This is a genomic window from Streptomyces sp. NPDC032161, assembly GCF_040636995.1.
GTDB lineage: Bacteria > Actinomycetota > Actinomycetes > Streptomycetales > Streptomycetaceae > Streptomyces.
This window is the reverse complement of sequence record NZ_JBEZVN010000002.1, coordinates 271735-289363: the sequence shown is the minus strand read 5'-3', so window position 1 is coordinate 289363 and position 17629 is coordinate 271735. Positions and strand designations below refer to the sequence as shown.

The 17629-nt window shown below is 73.9% G+C and carries 16 protein-coding genes and 1 pseudogene; 10 read left to right on the top strand and 7 right to left on the bottom strand.

Annotated elements, in window-relative coordinates; genetic code table 11:
* Positions 1–28 precede the first annotated feature (28 nt).
* From AB0E67_RS07070 to lgt, 9 genes are all read left to right on the top strand, one after another.
* Positions 29–682: a TIGR02234 family membrane protein gene (locus tag AB0E67_RS07070; protein ID WP_362022059.1), complete on the top strand. Its 654-nt coding sequence runs from the start codon at positions 29–31 to the stop codon at positions 680–682.
* Between the two features lie 127 nt (positions 683–809).
* On the top strand, positions 810–1058 hold the full coding sequence (locus tag AB0E67_RS07065; protein ID WP_351517824.1) for an HGxxPAAW family protein: 249 nt from the start codon (positions 810–812) through the stop codon (positions 1056–1058).
* Positions 1059–1267: 209 nt separating this feature from the next.
* Entirely contained in the window at positions 1268–1657 is a 390-nt protein-coding gene (locus tag AB0E67_RS07060) for a DUF2752 domain-containing protein (protein WP_362023537.1), read from the top strand.
* Between the two features lie 115 nt (positions 1658–1772).
* Positions 1773–2582 carry an indole-3-glycerol phosphate synthase TrpC gene (gene trpC, locus AB0E67_RS07055; protein ID WP_073788761.1) on the top strand — a complete coding sequence of 270 codons (810 nt, stop codon included), beginning with the start codon at positions 1773–1775 and terminating at the stop codon, positions 2580–2582.
* A gap of 8 nt (positions 2583–2590) precedes the next feature.
* Positions 2591–2866: a tryptophan synthase subunit(beta) gene (locus AB0E67_RS07050; RefSeq protein ID WP_362022056.1), complete on the top strand. Its 276-nt coding sequence runs from the start codon at positions 2591–2593 to the stop codon at positions 2864–2866.
* A 133-nt stretch (positions 2867–2999) separates the two neighbouring features.
* Entirely contained in the window at positions 3000–4280 is a 1281-nt protein-coding gene (gene trpB / locus AB0E67_RS07045) for a tryptophan synthase subunit beta (RefSeq protein ID WP_362022053.1), read from the top strand.
* Entirely contained in the window at positions 4277–5089 is an 813-nt protein-coding gene (trpA, locus tag AB0E67_RS07040) for a tryptophan synthase subunit alpha (protein ID WP_362022050.1), read from the top strand. Before trpB ends, trpA begins: the two co-directional genes overlap by 4 nt.
* A gap of 125 nt (positions 5090–5214) precedes the next feature.
* Positions 5215–6210, top strand: coding sequence for a thioredoxin domain-containing protein (locus AB0E67_RS07035; RefSeq protein ID WP_362022048.1), 996 nt, complete (start codon positions 5215–5217; stop codon positions 6208–6210).
* Between the two features lie 229 nt (positions 6211–6439).
* On the top strand, positions 6440–7429 hold the full coding sequence (gene lgt, locus AB0E67_RS07030; protein WP_362022045.1) for a prolipoprotein diacylglyceryl transferase: 990 nt from the start codon (positions 6440–6442) through the stop codon (positions 7427–7429).
* A gap of 546 nt (positions 7430–7975) precedes the next feature.
* Here the strand turns inward: lgt and gap are convergent.
* The 7 genes and pseudogenes from gap to AB0E67_RS06995 form a co-directional block, all read right to left on the bottom strand.
* Complete coding sequence (gene gap / locus AB0E67_RS07025; RefSeq protein ID WP_362022043.1) at positions 7976–8974, bottom strand: type I glyceraldehyde-3-phosphate dehydrogenase; 999 nt, start codon at positions 8972–8974, stop codon at positions 7976–7978.
* 103 nt (positions 8975–9077) lie between these two features.
* The gene (locus AB0E67_RS07020; protein WP_362022041.1) at positions 9078–10034 is read right to left on the bottom strand and encodes a helix-turn-helix domain-containing protein; all 957 of its coding nucleotides are present in this window, start codon (positions 10032–10034) and stop codon (positions 9078–9080) included.
* 292 nt (positions 10035–10326) lie between these two features.
* On the bottom strand, positions 10327–11139 hold the full coding sequence (locus AB0E67_RS07015) for a CoA ester lyase (RefSeq protein ID WP_362022038.1): 813 nt from the start codon (positions 11137–11139) through the stop codon (positions 10327–10329).
* Positions 11136–12335, bottom strand: coding sequence for a CoA transferase (locus AB0E67_RS07010; RefSeq protein WP_362022036.1), 1200 nt, complete (start codon positions 12333–12335; stop codon positions 11136–11138). Before AB0E67_RS07010 ends, AB0E67_RS07015 begins: the two co-directional genes overlap by 4 nt.
* Positions 12332–13216: a ribokinase gene (rbsK, locus tag AB0E67_RS07005; RefSeq protein ID WP_362022033.1), complete on the bottom strand. Its 885-nt coding sequence runs from the start codon at positions 13214–13216 to the stop codon at positions 12332–12334. Before rbsK ends, AB0E67_RS07010 begins: the two co-directional genes overlap by 4 nt.
* A 90-nt stretch (positions 13217–13306) precedes the next feature.
* The gene (locus AB0E67_RS07000; RefSeq protein WP_362023535.1) at positions 13307–14521 is read right to left on the bottom strand and encodes an ADP-ribosylglycohydrolase family protein; all 1215 of its coding nucleotides are present in this window, start codon (positions 14519–14521) and stop codon (positions 13307–13309) included.
* A 486-nt stretch (positions 14522–15007) separates the two neighbouring features.
* Positions 15008–16036 (bottom strand): annotated as a pseudogene (locus AB0E67_RS06995) (ADP-ribosylglycohydrolase family protein); the annotation flags it as partial.
* A gap of 262 nt (positions 16037–16298) precedes the next feature.
* Between AB0E67_RS06995 and AB0E67_RS06990 the strand changes: the two are divergent.
* Positions 16299–17033 (top strand): VIT1/CCC1 transporter family protein, encoded by a 735-nt coding sequence (locus AB0E67_RS06990; protein WP_362022031.1) that lies wholly within the window; start codon positions 16299–16301, stop codon positions 17031–17033.
* Positions 17034–17629 lie beyond the last annotated feature (596 nt).

The window sequence follows — 17629 nt, the reverse complement described above, 5'->3', positions numbered from 1 at the left end:
CCGGCCGCGGACCGGGCCGTGAGGGATAGTGGGGTACGTGAGTGCTGTCCCCGTACCCCAGCCCCGTACCCGCACGGCCGCCGCACCCGGCGCCGCGGTGAGCCGCCGCAGCCTGGCCGCCGGCCTGCTCCTCGGGGCGGCCGGCGCCACCGTCGTCCTGCTCGCCTCCGGCCAGACCTGGGCCGAGGGCCGGGCGGCCGTCGTCGGCGGCGCCCTGCCCCTGACGGCCGACGGCCAGGACGTCACCGGTCTCCCGGCGGCCCTCGCGGTCGTCGGCCTGGCCGCCCTCGTCGCCGTCTTCGCCGTCCGCGGCGGCGGACGGCTGGTCGTGGCCGGGCTGCTCGCGCTCAGCGGCCTCGGCGCCGCGCTGAGCGCCGGCCTCGGCGCCTCCGACAGCTCCGCGCTGGACGAGAAGGCCGCGCAGGCCACCGGCGACACCTCGGCCACCGTGCAGGCCCTCGCCCACACCGCGTGGCCCTACGTCACCGCCGCGGGCGGCCTGCTGATCCTCCTCGCCGGGCTGCTCGCCCTGCGCTACGGCAGATTCTGGCCGAGCATGTCGGGCCGGTACGAGCGGGACGGCACACCCCGCCCGCGCCGGGCCGCGGGCAGGGCCCCGGACCCGGACCGGCCCGAGGACCTCTGGAAGGCCCTGGACCGGGGCGAGGACCCGACCCGCTAGACCCCCAGCTCACGTCCTACCCGCACGTACGGGACAATGGGGCGGAGCTTTCTGCACAGCGGCACCACAGCGCCACCAGCTTTGCGTACAGCGACACCAACAGCGCAACACCAACAAGGAGCAACTCATGGCGGGCAGCAGCCACGGACACACCCCGGCCGCCTGGACCGGTGTCATCATCTCCTTCATCGGCTTCTGCGCCGGGGGCGTCTTCATGGTCGCGGCCAACCCGGTCGGGTTCTGGGCCAGCATGGGCGTCATCCTCCTCGGGGGGATCGTCGGCCTCGCGATGAAGATGGCCGGCCTCGGTACGCCGAAGGAGACGCCGGAGGTGGCCGCCGCCCGGGCACGCGCCGCGCAGGCGCAGATCTCCTGACACGCGCGAAAGCCGCACGAACGCGAGGCGCAGTCCGGGAACGGGCTGCGCCTTTCCGCGTCAGCGGGGACAATCACCGGGTGGACGCATCGCCGACTTCCGCCGCACCGCCGTCGCACGGCCCCGGGCCCGCCGACGCCGCCCGCCCGCCGACGCCCGGTCGGCCGCCGTTCCTACCCCCTGCCGCGGCCCCCGGGCCCGGCGCACGCCTGCGGCGGCTCGCCGTCCCCGTGGGCGTCATGGCCGCCGTCGTCGGGGCCTTCGGCTACGTCGGTGCCGTCGACCCCAACGAGCCGGGCCACTACCCCGCCTGCCCGCTGCTCCGGCTCACCGGCCTGTACTGCCCGGGCTGCGGAGGTCTGCGCAGCGCCCACGCCTTCGCACACGGCGACATCGCCGCCGCCCTCGGCTCCAACGCCCTCGCCGTGGCCGGATACGCGCTCTTCGCCGTCCTGTGGGTGGTCTGGACGGCCCGCGCCGCCCGGGGAAGGCCCATGAGCATCGCCGCGGGCCCCGCCGTCTGGTGGGGGATCGGGGCCGTGCTGATCGTCTTCTCGGTCGTCCGGAACCTCCCGTTCGGGGCGGCGCTGGCGCCCTGACCGTTCAGCTGGTGGGACGCCCGCCGACCGGATTCGGGCCTCGGCCCTCCTGCGGATAGCATTGACATGGCTGATCCTGTTCCCTCATCACCTTCCCGGAAGGGGGGCCGCTCGCGTGAGTGTGCTCGACGAGATCATCGACGGCGTACGTGCCGACCTCGCGGAGCGGCAGGCGCGTGTCGGCCTCGACGAGCTGAAGGAACGCGCGCGGCGCGCTCCCGCGGCCAAGGACGGGGCCGCCGCCCTGCGCGGCGAGGGCGTCAGTGTCATCTGCGAGGTCAAGCGCTCCAGCCCCTCCAAGGGAGCGCTCGCCGCGATCGCCGACCCGGCCGCGCTCGCCGCGGACTACGAGGCGGGCGGCGCGTCCGTCATCTCGGTCCTCACCGAGGAGCGCCGGTTCGGCGGTTCGCTCGCCGACCTGGAGGCCGTCCGCGCCAAGGTCGACATCCCGATCCTGCGCAAGGACTTCATCGTCACCTCGTACCAGCTCTGGGAGGCGCGGGCCTACGGCGCCGACCTCGCCCTGCTGATCGTCGCCGCCCTCGACCAGGAGGCCCTGGTCTCCCTGATCGAGCGGGCCGAGTCCATCGGCCTCACCCCGCTCGTCGAGGTGCACGACGAGGAGGAGGTCGAGCGTGCCGTGGACGCCGGGGCGAAGGTGATCGGCGTCAACGCGCGCAACCTGAAGGACCTCAAGGTCGACCGCTCCACCTTCGAGCGCGTCGGCCCCGAGATCCCGGACCACATCGTCAAGATCGCGGAGTCCGGTGTCCGAGGCCCGCACGACCTGATCGCGTACGCCAACGCGGGCGCCGACGCGGTGCTCGTGGGCGAGTCCCTGGTCACCGGCCGCGACCCCCGGGGCGCCGTCGCCGACCTGGTCGCCGCGGGCGCCCACCCGGCGCTGCGGCACGGACGGGGCTGACCGCGACCGTGACCGCCGACCGTCCCGAGCCGTCCCGCACCCGGCAGGCCCCGTGCCCGGCCGGTGCGACGGCTGCCCGGGACCCGTACGCGCCGTCGGCGCGCGGCGGTCACCCGCCCGTCCCCCTCGACCATCCCCAGCCGAGGCGCTGCGCACCGCCCTTCTGGCACCGGGGCTGCCGCGCCCCGGCGCGCCGGGTGCACGGCCGAAGGGTGCGGTACGTGATCGGCGACGAGCCCGGTCAGGTCAACGGGATGCGATGGCGCACGGGGTCCGCGCCGTAGCGAGCCCCGGCCGACGTACCCGCACCACCTCTGTACGTATGACCGCACCGCCCGACCGCTCCCGGTCGCGGCGGCGCTCCGCTCATGGCGCATACGGTGAACCCACCTGTTGCGATGTCGAGGAGCATGTCGGATGTCATCTGACTTCTTCATCCCGGACCCGGAGGGTCTGATCCCCAGCGCCGAGGGGTACTTCGGCGCGTTCGGCGGCAAGTTCATCCCGGAGGCGCTCGTCGCCGCCGTGGACGAGGTCGCCGTCGAGTACGACAAGGCGAAGGCCGATCCCTCCTTCGCCGCCGAGCTGAACGCGCTGATGGTCGACTACACCGGCCGCCCCAGCGCGCTGACCGAGGTCCGGCGCTTCGCCGAGCACGCGGGCGGGGCCCGCATCTTCCTCAAGCGCGAGGACCTGAACCACACCGGCTCGCACAAGATCAACAACGTGCTCGGCCAGGCGCTGCTCACCCGGCGCATGGGCAAGACCCGGGTCATCGCCGAGACCGGGGCCGGCCAGCACGGCGTCGCCACCGCCACCGCCTGCGCGCTCTTCGGACTCGACTGCACCATCTACATGGGCGAGATCGACACGCGGCGCCAGGCGCTGAACGTGGCGCGGATGCGGATGCTCGGCGCCGAGGTCATCGCCGTGAAGTCCGGCTCCCGGACGCTCAAGGACGCCATCAACGAGGCGTTCCGCGACTGGGTCGCCAACGTGGACCACACGCACTACCTCTTCGGCACCGTCGCCGGACCGCACCCCTTCCCCGCCATGGTCCGCGACTTCCACCGGGTCATCGGCGTCGAGGCGCGCCGCCAGATCCTGGAGCACACCGGCCGGCTGCCGGACGCCGCGATCGCCTGCGTCGGCGGCGGCTCCAACGCCATCGGCCTCTTCCACGCCTTCATCCCGGACGCCCGCGTCCGGCTGATCGGCTGCGAGCCCGCCGGGCACGGCGTGGAGACCGGGGAGCACGCGGCGACCCTGACCGAGGGCGAGCCCGGCATCCTGCACGGCTCGCGCAGCTACGTCCTCCAGGACGACGAGGGCCAGATCACCGAGCCGTACTCCATCTCGGCCGGTCTGGACTACCCGGGCATCGGCCCGGAGCACGCGTACCTGAAGGACACCGGCCGCGGCGAGTACCGCGCGGTCACCGACGACGCCGCCATGCAGGCGCTGCGTCTCCTCTCCCGCACCGAGGGGATCATCCCGGCGATCGAGAGCGCCCACGCGCTGGCCGGGGCCCTGGAGGTCGGGAAGGAGCTCGGCAAGGACGGACTGCTCGTGGTCAACCTGTCCGGCCGCGGCGACAAGGACATGGACACGGCGGCCCGCTACTTCGGGCTGTACGACGAGACCGACGGGGTCGTCGAGGCCGATGTGGCCGACGGGGAAGAGGAGGTCACCAAGTGAGCGGCAATGTCGAGTTGCTGAGTTCCACCCTCGCGCGGGCGAAGTCCGAGAACAGGGCGGCGCTCATCGCGTACCTCCCGGCGGGCTTCCCGACCGTCGACGGCGCGATCGCCGCGGTGAAGGAGGTCGTGGCGGGCGGCGCGGACATCGTCGAGGTGGGGCTGCCGCACAGCGACCCGGTCCTCGACGGCCCGGTCATCCAGACCGCCGACGACATCGCCCTGCGCGGCGGCGTCAGGATCGCGGACGTGATGCGCACGGTCCGCGAGGCGCACGAGGCGACCGGCGCCCCGATCCTCGTCATGACGTACTGGAACCCGATCGACCGGTACGGCGTCGAGCGCTTCACCGCCGAGCTCGCCGAGGCGGGCGGCGCCGGGTGCATCCTGCCCGACCTGCCGGTCCAGGAGTCCGCTCTGTGGCGCGAGCACGCCGACGAGCGCGGTCTTGCGACCGTCTTCGTGGTCGCCCCCAGCAGCAAGGACGAGCGCCTGTCCACCATCACGGCGGCCGGTTCCGGCTTCGTCTACGCGGCCTCGCTGATGGGCGTCACCGGCACCCGCGAGTCCGTCGGTGAGCAGGCCCAGGACCTGGTCGAGCGCACCCGCGCCACCACGTCGCTCCCGGTCTGTGTCGGCCTCGGCGTCTCGAACGCCCGGCAGGCCGCCGAGGTCGCGGGCTTCGCGGACGGGGTGATCGTCGGTTCCGCCTTCGTCAAGGGGATGCTCGACGCCCCCGACGAGGAGGCCGGCCTGGCCGCGGTCCGCACGCTGGCGGGTGAACTCGCCGAGGGCGTCCGCAAGCGCTGAGCCGGTCCGGCCGCGAGATCCGCGGCCGGACAACCCGCCCGGACGACCCGCATCGGGAGTCATCCGAACGGGTGGACCTGGACCGGGGAGGCACGCGTGTGCCTCCCCGGTTCGTTGCTGCGGGTGTGAGCGAGAAGAACGAACAGGGAAAAAGGGCCGCGCGAGACCGGCTCGTCCAGCAGCGCGAGCGCGAGAAGGCCCGCGAGCGCCGCAGGCGGTCGATGATCGTCGGCGGCGCCGTGGTGGGGGTGCTGGGGCTGGCCGCCGTCGTCGGCGTGATCGCCGCGAACACCGGTGGCAAGGGGGAGAAGGAGAAGGCGGCGGGCCCCCTCGTCGCACCGTCCGGCGCCACCGGCAAGGACGGCCTCGCCATCCGGTCCGGCCCGGACGACGCCCCGTCCACGCTCACCGTCTGGGAGGACTTCCGCTGCCCGGTCTGCGCCCAGTTCGAGAACGCCTTCCGGGACACCTTCCACGAGCTGGAGCGGGCTGGCCGGATCAGGACCGAGTACCACCTGGCCACGATCATCGACGGCAATCTCGGCGGCTCGGGATCGCTGCGGGCGGCCAACGCGGCGGCCTGCGCGCAGGACGTCGGCAAGTTCTCCGCCTACCACGACATCCTCTACCGCAACCAGCCGCAGGAGTCCGTCGACGCCTTCGCCGACAACGACAAGCTGATCGATCTCGCGGGCAAGGTCCCGGGCCTCGACACCCCGGCCTTCCGCGGCTGTGTGAACGACGGGAAGCACGACAGCTGGGTCCAGAAGTCCAACGCGGCGTTCCAGAACAGCGGATTCAACGGCACGCCGACCGTGCTGCTCAACGGCGAACCGATCTTCCCGAAGAAGGGGAACGAACCGATCACCGTGGCGAACCTGAAGAAGTGGGTCGCCGAGGCCGAGAAGGGCAGGAAGCCCGCCACGGGCACGCCCACGCCCGCGTCCGGCGCCCCTGCGTCCGGCGCCCCCGCCTCCGGCACCCCTGCTTCCGGCGCGTCCGCGGCCCACACGTCCGCCCCCGCGTCCGCCGCGCCGACGCCCGCCGTGGGCGCTTCCGCCACGACCCAGCCGGCCGCGCCCCCGCCCGCCGTGGCACCGCCCGCTCCGTCGGGTTCCTGACCGCTGCGTGCTGACGGCCCGGGGAGCGCCTCGCCTTCCCGGGCCCGCGGAGAGCCGCCTCCCGGGCCGGGAAAACGGGTCGCGAAGGCGTGAGCCGGGAGGGCGCGGGACGCGGGAAACGGGCGGGGGAAGGCGAGGGCCGCGAGGCGCGGGGACGACGTGCCTGTTACGCAGACGTTGCGAGTGGCTTGCCCCGGGCCCCACCCAGCAGGGTAGCGTCGACCTTGCCATGGACCTTGCCTACATTCCCAGCCCGTCGACCGGCGTGATCAATCTCGGCCCGATCCCGCTCCGCGGCTACGCGTTCTGCATCATCATCGGTGTCTTCGTCGCCGTCTGGTTCGGCAACAAGCGCTGGGTCGCCCGGGGCGGCCGCGCCGGCACCGTCGCCGACATCGCCGTCTGGGCGGTGCCCTTCGGCCTCGTCGGCGGCCGGCTCTACCACGTCATCACCGACTACCAGCTGTACTTCGGCGAGGGCGAGAACTGGGTCGACGCCTTCAAGATCTGGCAGGGCGGCCTCGGCATCTGGGGCGCGGTCGCGCTCGGTGCCGTGGGCGCCTGGATCGGCTGCCGCCGTCGCGGCATCCCGCTGCCCGCCTGGGCGGACGCCCTCGCCCCCGGCCTCGCGCTGGCCCAGGCGATCGGCCGCTGGGGCAACTGGTTCAACCAGGAGCTGTACGGCCGGCCGACCGATCTGCCGTGGGCGCTGAAGATCAGCGAGGGCCCCAACCGCGTCGCCGGCACGTACCACCCGACGTTCCTGTACGAGTCGCTGTGGTGCATCGGCGTCGCCCTGCTGGTCATCTGGGCGGACCGCCGATTCCGGCTCGGACACGGCCGGGCGTTCGCGCTGTACGTCGCCGCGTACTGCGCGGGGCGCGGCTGGATCGAGTACATGCGGGTCGACGAGGCCCACCACATCCTGGGCCTGCGCCTGAACGTGTGGACCGCGCTGATCGTGTTCGTGCTGGCGGGTGTCTACATGGTGCTCTCCGCGAAGCTGCGACCGGGCCGCGAGGAGATCGTGGAGCCGGCGGCGGCCGAGGAGGCGGCGCAGGACGCCGACGCCGCGAAGGACGCGACGGACGGCAAGAACGTCGAGGACGCCGAGGCCGGTGATGCCCCGGGCACGGCGGGCGGCTCGGACACCGCGGCCGCGACCGACGCGAAGCCGTCGGAGAAGAACGCCGCAGCGGAGGCGGCCGAGAAGGCCTGAGCCTTGTGCGCGGGGACGCCGGACCGTTCGGCCCGGTGTCCCCGCGCCTGCCGACAGCCACCGGTGCCGTGGTGCGCAGGAGCGACAGCACCCCTTTGGACGTGGCGGCGCGGTTCTTCGAGTCCGTTGTGCAGCCGGTCCACGTCCCGACGCGGATCAAGCACCGCGGTGACCGTCTCGCTCGCACGTTCGCCCGCGTTGTAGGCGCTGGTCCGCGTCCGGTGCCGGGACGCCTTCGGGTCATCCAGCCCGGTCCCGGTGGTCCCGGTCGGCCGGCGGTCTCGCCGGTGAGATCCGGGCCCGCGGCCCCCGGTCCAGCCCGCTCACGCGGCCGCGACGGTGAGCGCCCGGCCCAGGGTGTCGGCCTGGGAGACGACACCGATGCGGGACTTCGCGCCGACCGGGTCGGTACTCACCTCGCGTCCCGCGCCCCATGCCCTTGGGGCCGGAATCGATTCGCCGACAAGGCAAGGAGCGCTTCAGCCGGCCCGACTGGCCGACTGAAGCGCTCACAGGAGGGGCGGGGCGTTTGCCGGAGGTGGCGGGTCAGCGGGTGGCGAGGAGTTCGAGCGTATCGATCACGCGGTTCGAGAAGCCCCATTCGTTGTCGTACCAGGCGACCACCTTGACGTGGCGCCCGTCGACCCGGGTGAGGGCCGAGTCGAAGATCGACGAAGCCGGATTGCCCGTGATGTCGGACGACACGAGGGGGTCGTCCGAGTACTCGAGCACGCCGGCGAGCGGCCCCTCCGCCGCGACGCGGTATGCGGCCAGCACCTCGTCGCGCGTCACGTCGCGGGCGACGGTCGTGTTGAGCTCGACGATCGAGCCCACCGGAACCGGCACGCGGATCGAGTCACCCGACAGCTTGCCGTCGAGGTTCGGCAGCACGAGGCCGATCGCCTTGGCGGCGCCCGTCGTGGTCGGCACGATGTTGACAGCGGCGGCACGGGCCCGGCGGGCGTCACGGTGCGGACCGTCGTGCAGGTTCTGCTCCTGCGTGTAGGCGTGCACCGTCGTCATGAAGCCGTGCTCGATGCCGGCGAGGTCGTCGAGCACCGAGGCCAGCGGCGCCAGCGCGTTGGTCGTGCACGAGGCGTTCGAGACGATGGTGTGCACGTCCGGGTCGTATGCATCCGTGTTGACCCCGAACGCGAGCGTGACGTCGGCGCCGTCCGACGGAGCACTGACGAGCACCTTCTTCGCGCCCGCGTCGAGGTGGCCGCGGGCCGCCTCGGCCGACGTGAAGCGGCCGGTCGCCTCGAGCACGATGTCCACGCCGAGTTCGGCCCACGGCAGCCGCGCCGGCTCGCGCTCGGCGAGCACCCTGATGCGACGGCCGTCCACAACGAGGGCGTCCCCGTCGGCGGTCACCGGGCGGCCGAGCCGACCGGCCGTCGTGTCGTAGGCGAGCAGCCGCGCCAGGGAGACGGGCTCCGTGAGGTCGTTGACGGCGACGACCTCCAGGTCGCTGTCGCGCTCCAGCAGTGCGCGGAGCACGTTGCGTCCGATGCGGCCGAATCCGTTGATGGCGATGCGAGTCATGAATGGTGTCCCTTCGGTTCGCCATCAATGTCGCCTGCTTCGTCCGCACGCGACAGCGGCATGATCGCCACGGTTCAAAAGCATCTCGCCAGGTGGCAGCGGGCTACTCTCCCTGTGTGAAGGTGCGCCGGTACTCGCTCGGCGTCGTGCCGAGGATCCGCTGGAAGTGCAACCGCAGATTGGCACCGGTGCCGAGACCGACGTCGGTGGCGATCTGCTCGACGCTCCGCTCCGAACGCTCGAGCAGTTCGCGGGCCAGGTCGACGCGGGCCCGCATGACCCACTGCATCGGCGTGTATCCCGTGTCCTCGACGAAGCGCCGCGAGAACGTGCGCGGCGACACCGCCGCCTGCCGGGCGAGCGCCTCCAGGGTGAGGGGCTGGTCGAGCCGGTGAAGCGCCCACTCGCGAGTGGCGGCGAACCGCTCGCCGAGTGGCTCGGGCACGCTGCGTGGCACGTACTGCGCCTGACCGCCGCTGCGGTAGGGGGCCGCGACGAGGCGCCGGGCCGCATGGTTCGACGCGGCCACTCCGAGGTCGCCGCGCAGGATGTGCAGGCACAGGTCGATGCCCGAGGCGGCGCCGGCCGACGTCAGGACGCTGCCCTCGTCGACGAACAGAACGTTCTCGTCGACCTGAACGAGCGGATGCCGTGCCACCAGTGCCCGAGCGTAGTGCCAGTGCGTCGTGGCGCGTTTGCCGTCGAGCAGGCCCGTGGCGGCGAGCGCGAAGGCGCCCGTCGAGATGGCGGCGAGCCGGGCGCCCCGGGCATGGGCGGCGATCAGTGCGTCGAGGACGGCCTGCGGGGGGTCGTCGCGGTCCGGGAACCGGTAGCCGGGGACGAAGACGATGTCGGCCCAGGCAAGTGCGTCGAGGCCGTGGGCGACGCCGTACGACAGGCCATCGCCACCGGTCACGGGACCGGGTGCCGCCCCGCACACCCGCACCTCGTACGGCATGCTCGCGCGGGTCGCGAAAACCTGCGCGGGAATTCCGACATCGAGCGGCTTCGCACCCTCGAGCACGAGGACGGCGACGCGATACAGGCGGGAGGCTGGCACAGAAGAGAGGTTACGTGGGGTGTGCACGCCCACCGCGTGGACCAGGCGGATGACACCGGCGGGACCGTCTTCCCCCGTCGTGGGCCCGTCGGCCGTCCCGCTCCTCGCACCGCCTCCAGCCGTTCCGAGAAGCACCCCGACGGCACTCCTGTGACGTGACACGTGGGTTGGAACCGGCGGGCCGGTCCGGCTCTCTTCGTCACGGGCGCCACGCCGCTCGGAACCGACGTGCCGCGCGGCCCGGGGCACGGACATGGCCGTCTCGGTCCGGGCCCGCCCCGGACCCGGACCGTCAGCGCGCCCGGTGTGCCAGGGCGAGGGTGCGGCGGGCCGAGGTCACCACGGCCGCGTCGACGAACCGGCCGTCCGGCAGGGCGAGTGCGCCCTGCTCCGTCACCGCCGCCGCCACGATCTCCTCCGCCGCCTCCACCTCCTGGGCCGTGGGCCGGAACGCCCGCTCGATGACGGGGAGTTGGCAGGGGTGGATCGCCGCCCGGCCCAGGAAGCCCAGGGACCGGCCGTGCGCGCAGGACGCGCGCAGCCCGTCCAGGTCGCGCACGTCGGGGAACACCGACTGGGCGGGGGGAGCGAGCCCGGCCGCGCGGGCGGCGACCACGACCCGGCTGCGCGACCAGTCGAGCCCGGAGTCGTCCCGTACCCCCAGATCGGCCCGGAGGTCGGCCTCGCCCAGGGCGACGGAGCGCACCTGGGGATGGGCGGTGGCGATTGTGTACGCGTGCTCGACGCCGAGGGCCGATTCCAGCAGCGGGCACAACGCCACCCCCGGGGCCACGGCCGCGAGGTGATGGACGGTGGCCGCGTGCGTGATCTTGGGCAGCCGGAGCTCGGTGAGACCCGGCAGGCCGGCCAGGGCGCGCACGTCCGCCTCGGTGTGGACCCGGACGTGGAGCGGCACGGCGGTGTCGCCGGACGCCTCGGACAGCAGCTCGGCGGTGGCCGACCGGGCGTACTCCTTGCGGTCGGGGGCGACCGCGTCCTCCAGGTCGACGATCACCACGTCCGCGCCAGCGCCGCGCGCCTTGCGCACCACCTCCGGCCGGTCGCCGGGGACGTAGAGCAGGGTGAGCGGGACCGCCGCCGTCACAGGACGTGCTCCGCCCGCAGCGCGGCGATCTCCGGGGCCGACAGGCCGAGCCCGGTGAGGATCTCGTCGGTGTCCGCGCCGTGCGGCCGTCCCGCCCAGCGGATCGCGCCGGGTGTCCCGGAGAGGCGGAACAGGACGTTCTGCATCCGTAGCGGTCCCAGCTCCGGGTCGTCGACCTCGGCGATGGAGCCCAGCGCCCGGTACTGGGGGTCCTCCATCACGTCGCGGATGTCGTACACGGGCGCGATCGCCGCCTCCGCCTTCTCGAACGCGCGGAGCGCCTCGGCGCGGGTGTGCCGGCTGATCCAGGCGCCGACCGCCTCGTCGAGTTCGTCGGCGTGCTCGGCGCGGGTGGTGCCGGAGCCGAACCAGGGCTCGTCGATCAGTTCCGGGCGGCCGACCAGCCGCATGACCCGTTCCGCGACCGACTGCGCGGAGGTGGAGACCGCGACCCACTGCCCGTCCGAGGTGCGGTACGTGTTGCGCGGGGCGTTGTTGCGGGAACGGTTGCCGGTGCGCGGCTGGACGTGGCCGAGCTGGTCGTACCAGAGGGGCTGCGGGCCGAGCACGGTCAGGATCGGCTCGATGATCGCCATGTCGACGACCTGCCCCTCGCCGGTCCGGTCGCGGCCGGCGAGCGCGGTCATCACGGCGTACGCGGTGGCGAGTGCCGCGATCGAGTCGGCGAGTCCGAACGGCGGCAGCGTGGGCGGGGAGTCCGGCTCCCCGGTGATCGCGGCGAACCCGCTCATGGCCTCCGCCAGGGTGCCGAAGCCGGGGCGGTGCGCGTACGGGCCGAACTGGCCGAAGCCGGTGACCCTGGTCAGCACCAGCCGGGGGTTGGCGGCGCGCAGCTCGGCCGGGCCCAGGCCCCAGCGCTCCAGCGTCCCGGGCCGGAAGTTCTCGATGATCACGTCGGCGCCCGCGGCCAGCCGGAGCAGGAGGTCGCGCCCGGCGGGGGCGGAGAGATCGAGGGTCAGATTGCGTTTGTTGCGGCCGAGGATCTTCCACCACAGGCCGACACCGTTCTTCGAGAGGCCGTGCCCGCGCGAGGGGTCGGGCCTGCGCGGGTGCTCCACCTTGATCACCTCGGCGCCGAAGTCCCCGAGCATGGTGGCGGCGAGCGGGCCCGCGAAGAGCGTGGCGAGGTCGACGACCCGCAGACCGGTCAGGGGTGGCTGCGCGGGCGCGTTCACGCGGCGTCGATCTCGCTGCGGTACGGCATGGAGACCGACGAGCCCGGCCGCTGCACGCACAGCGCGGCGGCGGACGTCGCCCAGGCCAGTGCCTCGGACACGGGCCGTCGTTCGCCGAGTGCCACGGCCAGGGTGCCGACGAAGGTGTCCCCGGCACCGGTGGTGTCGACGGCGGTGACCTCGGGGGCGGGGAGGAGGACGGGTTCGCCGTCCCGGGCCGCGTACAGGCAGCCCTTCGCGCCGAGGGTGACGACGACCTCGGGGACCCGGCCGAGCAGGATCTGGGCCGCCGCGTGCGGGTCGGTGACGCCGGTCAGGGTGGACGCCTCGTGCTCGTTGGGGATCAACAGGTCGACGCAGTCCAGGAGTTCGGAGGGGAGCGGCCGTACGGGGGAGGGGGTGAGCAGGGTGCGCACGCCGTGGGCGCGGGCGACCCGCGCCCCGTCCGTCACGACGGACAGCGGCAGCTCCAGCTGGAGGAGCAGCAGCTCGGCGGCGGCGATCGCGGCCGTCTCGCCGTGGCCGAGCGCGGTGACGGTGCCGTTGGCGCCGGGGATCACCACGATGGAGTTGCCGCCCAGGTCGTCGACGACGATGTGCGCGGTGCCGCTGGGTCCTTCGGCGGTGTGCAGCAGATCGGTGTCGACGCCCGCGTGTTCCAGTCCGCTGCGGAGCAGGGTGCCGTACGTGTCGTTGCCGACCGCGCCGATCATCGTCACGTCGCCGCCCGCGCGGGCGGCCGCGACGGCCTGGTTGGCGCCCTTGCCGCCGGGAATGGTGCGGAACTCCCGTCCCGTGACGGTCTCTCCACGCCGCGGAGCCCGTGCGACGTATGCGACAAGGTCCATGTTGGTGCTGCCGAGCACCGCGATGCCGGTCATGGGCGGTGTGCCTCCTCGGGGTCGGTCCGATGGGCCGGTCCGGTGGCCGGCCCGGTGAGTGCGTCGTCGGAGGGCGTCCCGGTGCGGCGCTCAGCGGGAGCGGGTGCCGCGGCCCCCGCTCCGGACCCCGGTGCCGTCACGGCCGTCGTGGATGCCGGGGAGGTCATGGGCCTCGGGAACGCCGGGAACGTCATGTGCGAATTGTCCACCCGGGGGCCTCGGTTCCGTGTCTGCCAGCAGCCCGGCGAGTTCGACGAGATCGGTCCCCGCGAGCCGGGGCAGCGCGCATCCGGCGAGGGTGCGGCACGCCTCGCGCCATCCGTCCGGTACGGCGCCGATGCCGCCGAGCGCACCGGTCAGCGCACCGGCCAGGGCGGGCGCGGAGTCGGCCACCCGCGACAGGCACGCCGCCGCGGGGACGGCCTCGGCGATCCGGCCGCGTGCGGCGGTGGCCAGGGCGAGGGCGACCGGGACGGTCTCGGCGGCGGCGATCCCGTAGCTGTAGACGTGGTCGACGATCTGGTGCTCCAGCACCGGTACGAGGGAGAACACGCCCGCCTCCTCGCCGACGAAGCCGCGCGCGATCCGCACGGCGTGGGCGGCGTTGCGGGCGATCTCCGTGCCGTCGGGGAGTTGCGCGAGCGCGGCGTCCACCACCCCGTCCACGTCCGCGCCGCCCAGTGCCGAGGCGATCGCGGCGGCCATGGCGCGGGCGCCGTGCACCCCGTCGCCGTCCTGGGTGTAGCGGGCGTCGAACTCGGCGAGGTCGGCCGCGGCGGCCGGGTCCCCCGGGTGGGCGGCGGCGAGGACGGCGGCCCGCACGCAGGCCGCGTCGTCGAAGTAGTGCGGGTTGTCGTGACCGGTGGCGGGCGGGCGCAGTCCGGCGGCGAGATTGCCGAGCCCGGCCCGCACCGAGATCCGGGCCCGCAGCGGGAGCACCGCCGACTCGACCTCGGGGGCCCGGGCGGCGGCCTCGGCGACCTCGGCGGCCAGCGCGTTCCAGGCGATGTCGACGGCGGCGCGCAGCCGTCGCCCCGGGGACAGCCCGTGCGGCGGTCCGGCCACCGACGCGAGCACGGTCCCGGCGGCGAACGCCGCCCATTCGGCGTCGTCGGAGGGGCCGAGCCGCAGGGGCTCGGGCGGCTGGTTGAGCGCGATGGGGACGGGCAGCGTGGTCGTGGCGTTCTGCTCGGCGAAGGTGTCGAGCTCACGGGTGAGGCGACGGGTCCACTCGGGCATCCGGGCCGCCCGGTGCCGCGCGGCCGGCCAGCCCGCGGCGTCCCCCGCGGCGAGGCCGAGCAGCAGCCCCTCGACCCGGGCGCGGTGCCCGGGAGTGCGTCCGGAGCCGGTCCGGTACCGGGCGACCGGGGCGTCGCGCTCGGTCCGGGCGCCGTGCGGCGGCGGTGCCGGGGGCGGGGGCGTGTCCGGGCGGGTGGTGACGTACGGGGCGGGTGCGGCGTCCGGCCGGTCCGTCCCGGGCGCCGTCCCTGCCTCCGTGCGGGTCGTGTCGCTGTTTCCGCGGGGCGTGCCCGCTTCCGTGCGGGTCGTGCCGGTGGTCGTACGTGTCGCCGCTCGGGACGTGTCGGCGGTCGTGGGGGCCGTGCCGTCTCCGGTACGGGCCGTGCCTGCCCCCGTGTGCGGCGTGTCGACGGTCGCGGGTGGCGCGACCGGGCGGGGGGTGCGCGCCCCGGCCGGTGCGCGGGGCGCGACCCGTCGGGCACGGCCCGGGGCCCCGTCCCCCCGCACGGTGCCGGGCGGCTCCCCGGCGTCCTTCTCGTGCGCCGTGTCCGGCGGGGTGAGGAGTTCCGCGACGTCCAGGACGTGGTGGCCCCGCACCGACGGCAGACAGCTGCCCCGGACCGGGCCGATCGCCTCCGCCCAGGGCCGGGGGATCGCGGACGCCCCGTTCAGCGCACCGGCCAGGGCCCCCGCCACCGCGGCCGTGGTGTCCGCGTCCCGGCCCATGTTGACGGCGGTCAGCACCGCCGTACGGAAGTCGCCGCGCGCCGCAGCGAACGCGCCGAAGGCCAGGCCGACCGCCTCGGGCGCCAGGTCCGTCCACGGGTAGCCGCCGACGACCACCGCGGAACGCACCGCCCGTTCCATGGTCAGCCGGTCGGGGTACGCGCGCTGCGCGGCTGTCACCGCGCGCCGCAGCGAGCGCGCCGTCCACGAGTCCATGGGGACGACGGACAGCGCGGCGGCGATCACCGGGACGACCCCGTCGCCCGCCATCGCGGCGGCCACCCCCGCGGCCACCGCCCGGCCCCCGTAGATGCCCTCCCCGTCATGGCTGACCTGCCCGTCCACCGCGACCAGCCGCGCCGCCTCGTCCGGCCGGCCCGCCGCGAAGACGCCGAAGGGCGCGGCCCGCATCGCCAGCCCGTCGCTCCAGGCGTGCCGGTGCTGGGCGGAGATCGGGGCGGCGAGGCCCCGGCGGAGGTTCTCCAGCGTGCCCCGTTCGCTGAACCCGGCGCCCCGGAACGGCCCCTCGTCGAGATCGGCGATCCACAGGTGCCAGGCCCGTTCCACATGGGTCACGGTCAGCGCCGAACCGTGCCGGGCGAGCAGCAGCCCGGAGAAGATCGCGTACTCCGTGTCGTCCGTGCCCGCCGGGTCGTCCCGCACGAAGCCCTCGATACGGCCCCAGCGACGACGGATCTCGGACGGCCGGAGGTTCTCCGCGGGTGCGCCCAGCGCGTCACCGACCGCGAGGCCGAGCAGACAGCCGCGGGCCCGGTCGGCCCGGTCGACGCGGGGCCCCTCGCCCGGGACGCCCCGCGCCCGCGTCCGCGCCGGACTTCCTGAAGTCGAATCCATCGTGCACCGACCCTTCGCTCGTACCGGACCGGTTCTGGTACTTGATCGATCTGTGCCACATCAGGAACCGACAAAGGCTGATATCCAAGACAAAAGGCCCAGTCGGATGAGGGGGTCCGGACAGCAAGGAAGGCCGTACTTACTCGGTCACTCAGGGTGGTAAGTACGGCCTTCCTTGCTGGCGGGAGCCATTTTTCGTGCGTATTTTCGATGGTGCTGGGCGGGGTGGAGCACATGAACCCGCCGCCGGAAGGGGAGAACCGTGGCCATCATCGAGACCGACGCCGTACTGCACGAAGCACACCGCGACAACCACACCCACCGCGATGTGAACGGTGGCTGGCTGCGCCCGGCGGTCTTCGGTGCGATGGACGGCCTGGTCTCCAACCTCGCGCTGATGACCGGGGTCGCGGGCGGTGCCGTCTCCCAGCAGACGATCGTGATCACCGGTCTCGCGGGTCTCGCCGCGGGCGCGTTCTCCATGGCGGCCGGTGAGTACACCTCCGTCGCCTCGCAGCGCGAGCTGGTCGAGGCGGAGCTGGACGTCGAGCGGCGCGAGCTGCGCAAGCACCCCCAGGACGAGGAACGGGAGCTCGCCGCGCTGTACGAGGCCCGGGGTGTCGAGCCGGGGCTCGCCCGCGAGGTGGCACGGCAGTTGTCGCGCGACCCCGAGCAGGCCCTGGAGATCCACGCCCGCGAGGAGCTCGGCGTCGATCCCGGCGATCTGCCCTCGCCGCTCGTCGCCGCCGTGTCCTCCTTCGGCTCGTTCGCGCTGGGCGCCCTGCTGCCGGTGCTGCCGTATCTGCTGGGGGCGAGCGCGCTGTGGCCGGCCGTGCTGCTGGCGCTGATCGGACTGTTCGCCTGCGGTGCGGTGGTGGCCAGGGTGACGGCGCGCAACTGGATGTACAGCGGGCTGCGTCAGCTGGCGCTGGGCGGGGCCGCCGCGGCGGTCACCTACGGTCTGGGCACGCTGTTCGGGGTGGCCGTCGGCGGCTGACGGGTCCTCGGGCGCCGGGAAGACCCGGAACGGAAGGGGCGGGCGCGCATGCCCGCCCCTTCGGCGTGCGGCGCGGGGACCGTTCGGCGTCGGGCGTGTGCCCGCCCGGCGTCCGGCGTACGGACCGATCGTCGCCCGGTGCGCGGCCGTTCGCCGCCCGGTGCGAGGCCGCTCCGCGTCCGGTCCCGGGCCGTCCGCCGCGGACCCGGCCGGCCGTCCTCCGTCCGTGTGACGGGCTTCGGCCGGTCGTGTGATGTACGTCCTGGGAACCGGCTCTGGGCGGGACGGCTCCGCCCGGCGTAAAATCGTCGTCCACGACAGAGCTGCTCATCAGCAGCCGTTACCCGGCGGTTTTGTTTTCTCCGCCGCCGGGCAAGAGCCGTAGACACCGCGGGCAACGACGCCTGCTCTCTGCGGTCCCCCTCCGGGCGCCGATCTCCGACTGCGACATACCCCCCTCATCGCGTCATCCCGTATCACCTGATGTCCGCATGTTGGAATGAACTTTTCGCGTCTTGAGAAGCTCCCCATTATGTAACCTGCACGCACTTTCGCAGAGGGCCAACGTCGTCCCTCGGCACAGCACATGCCACGAC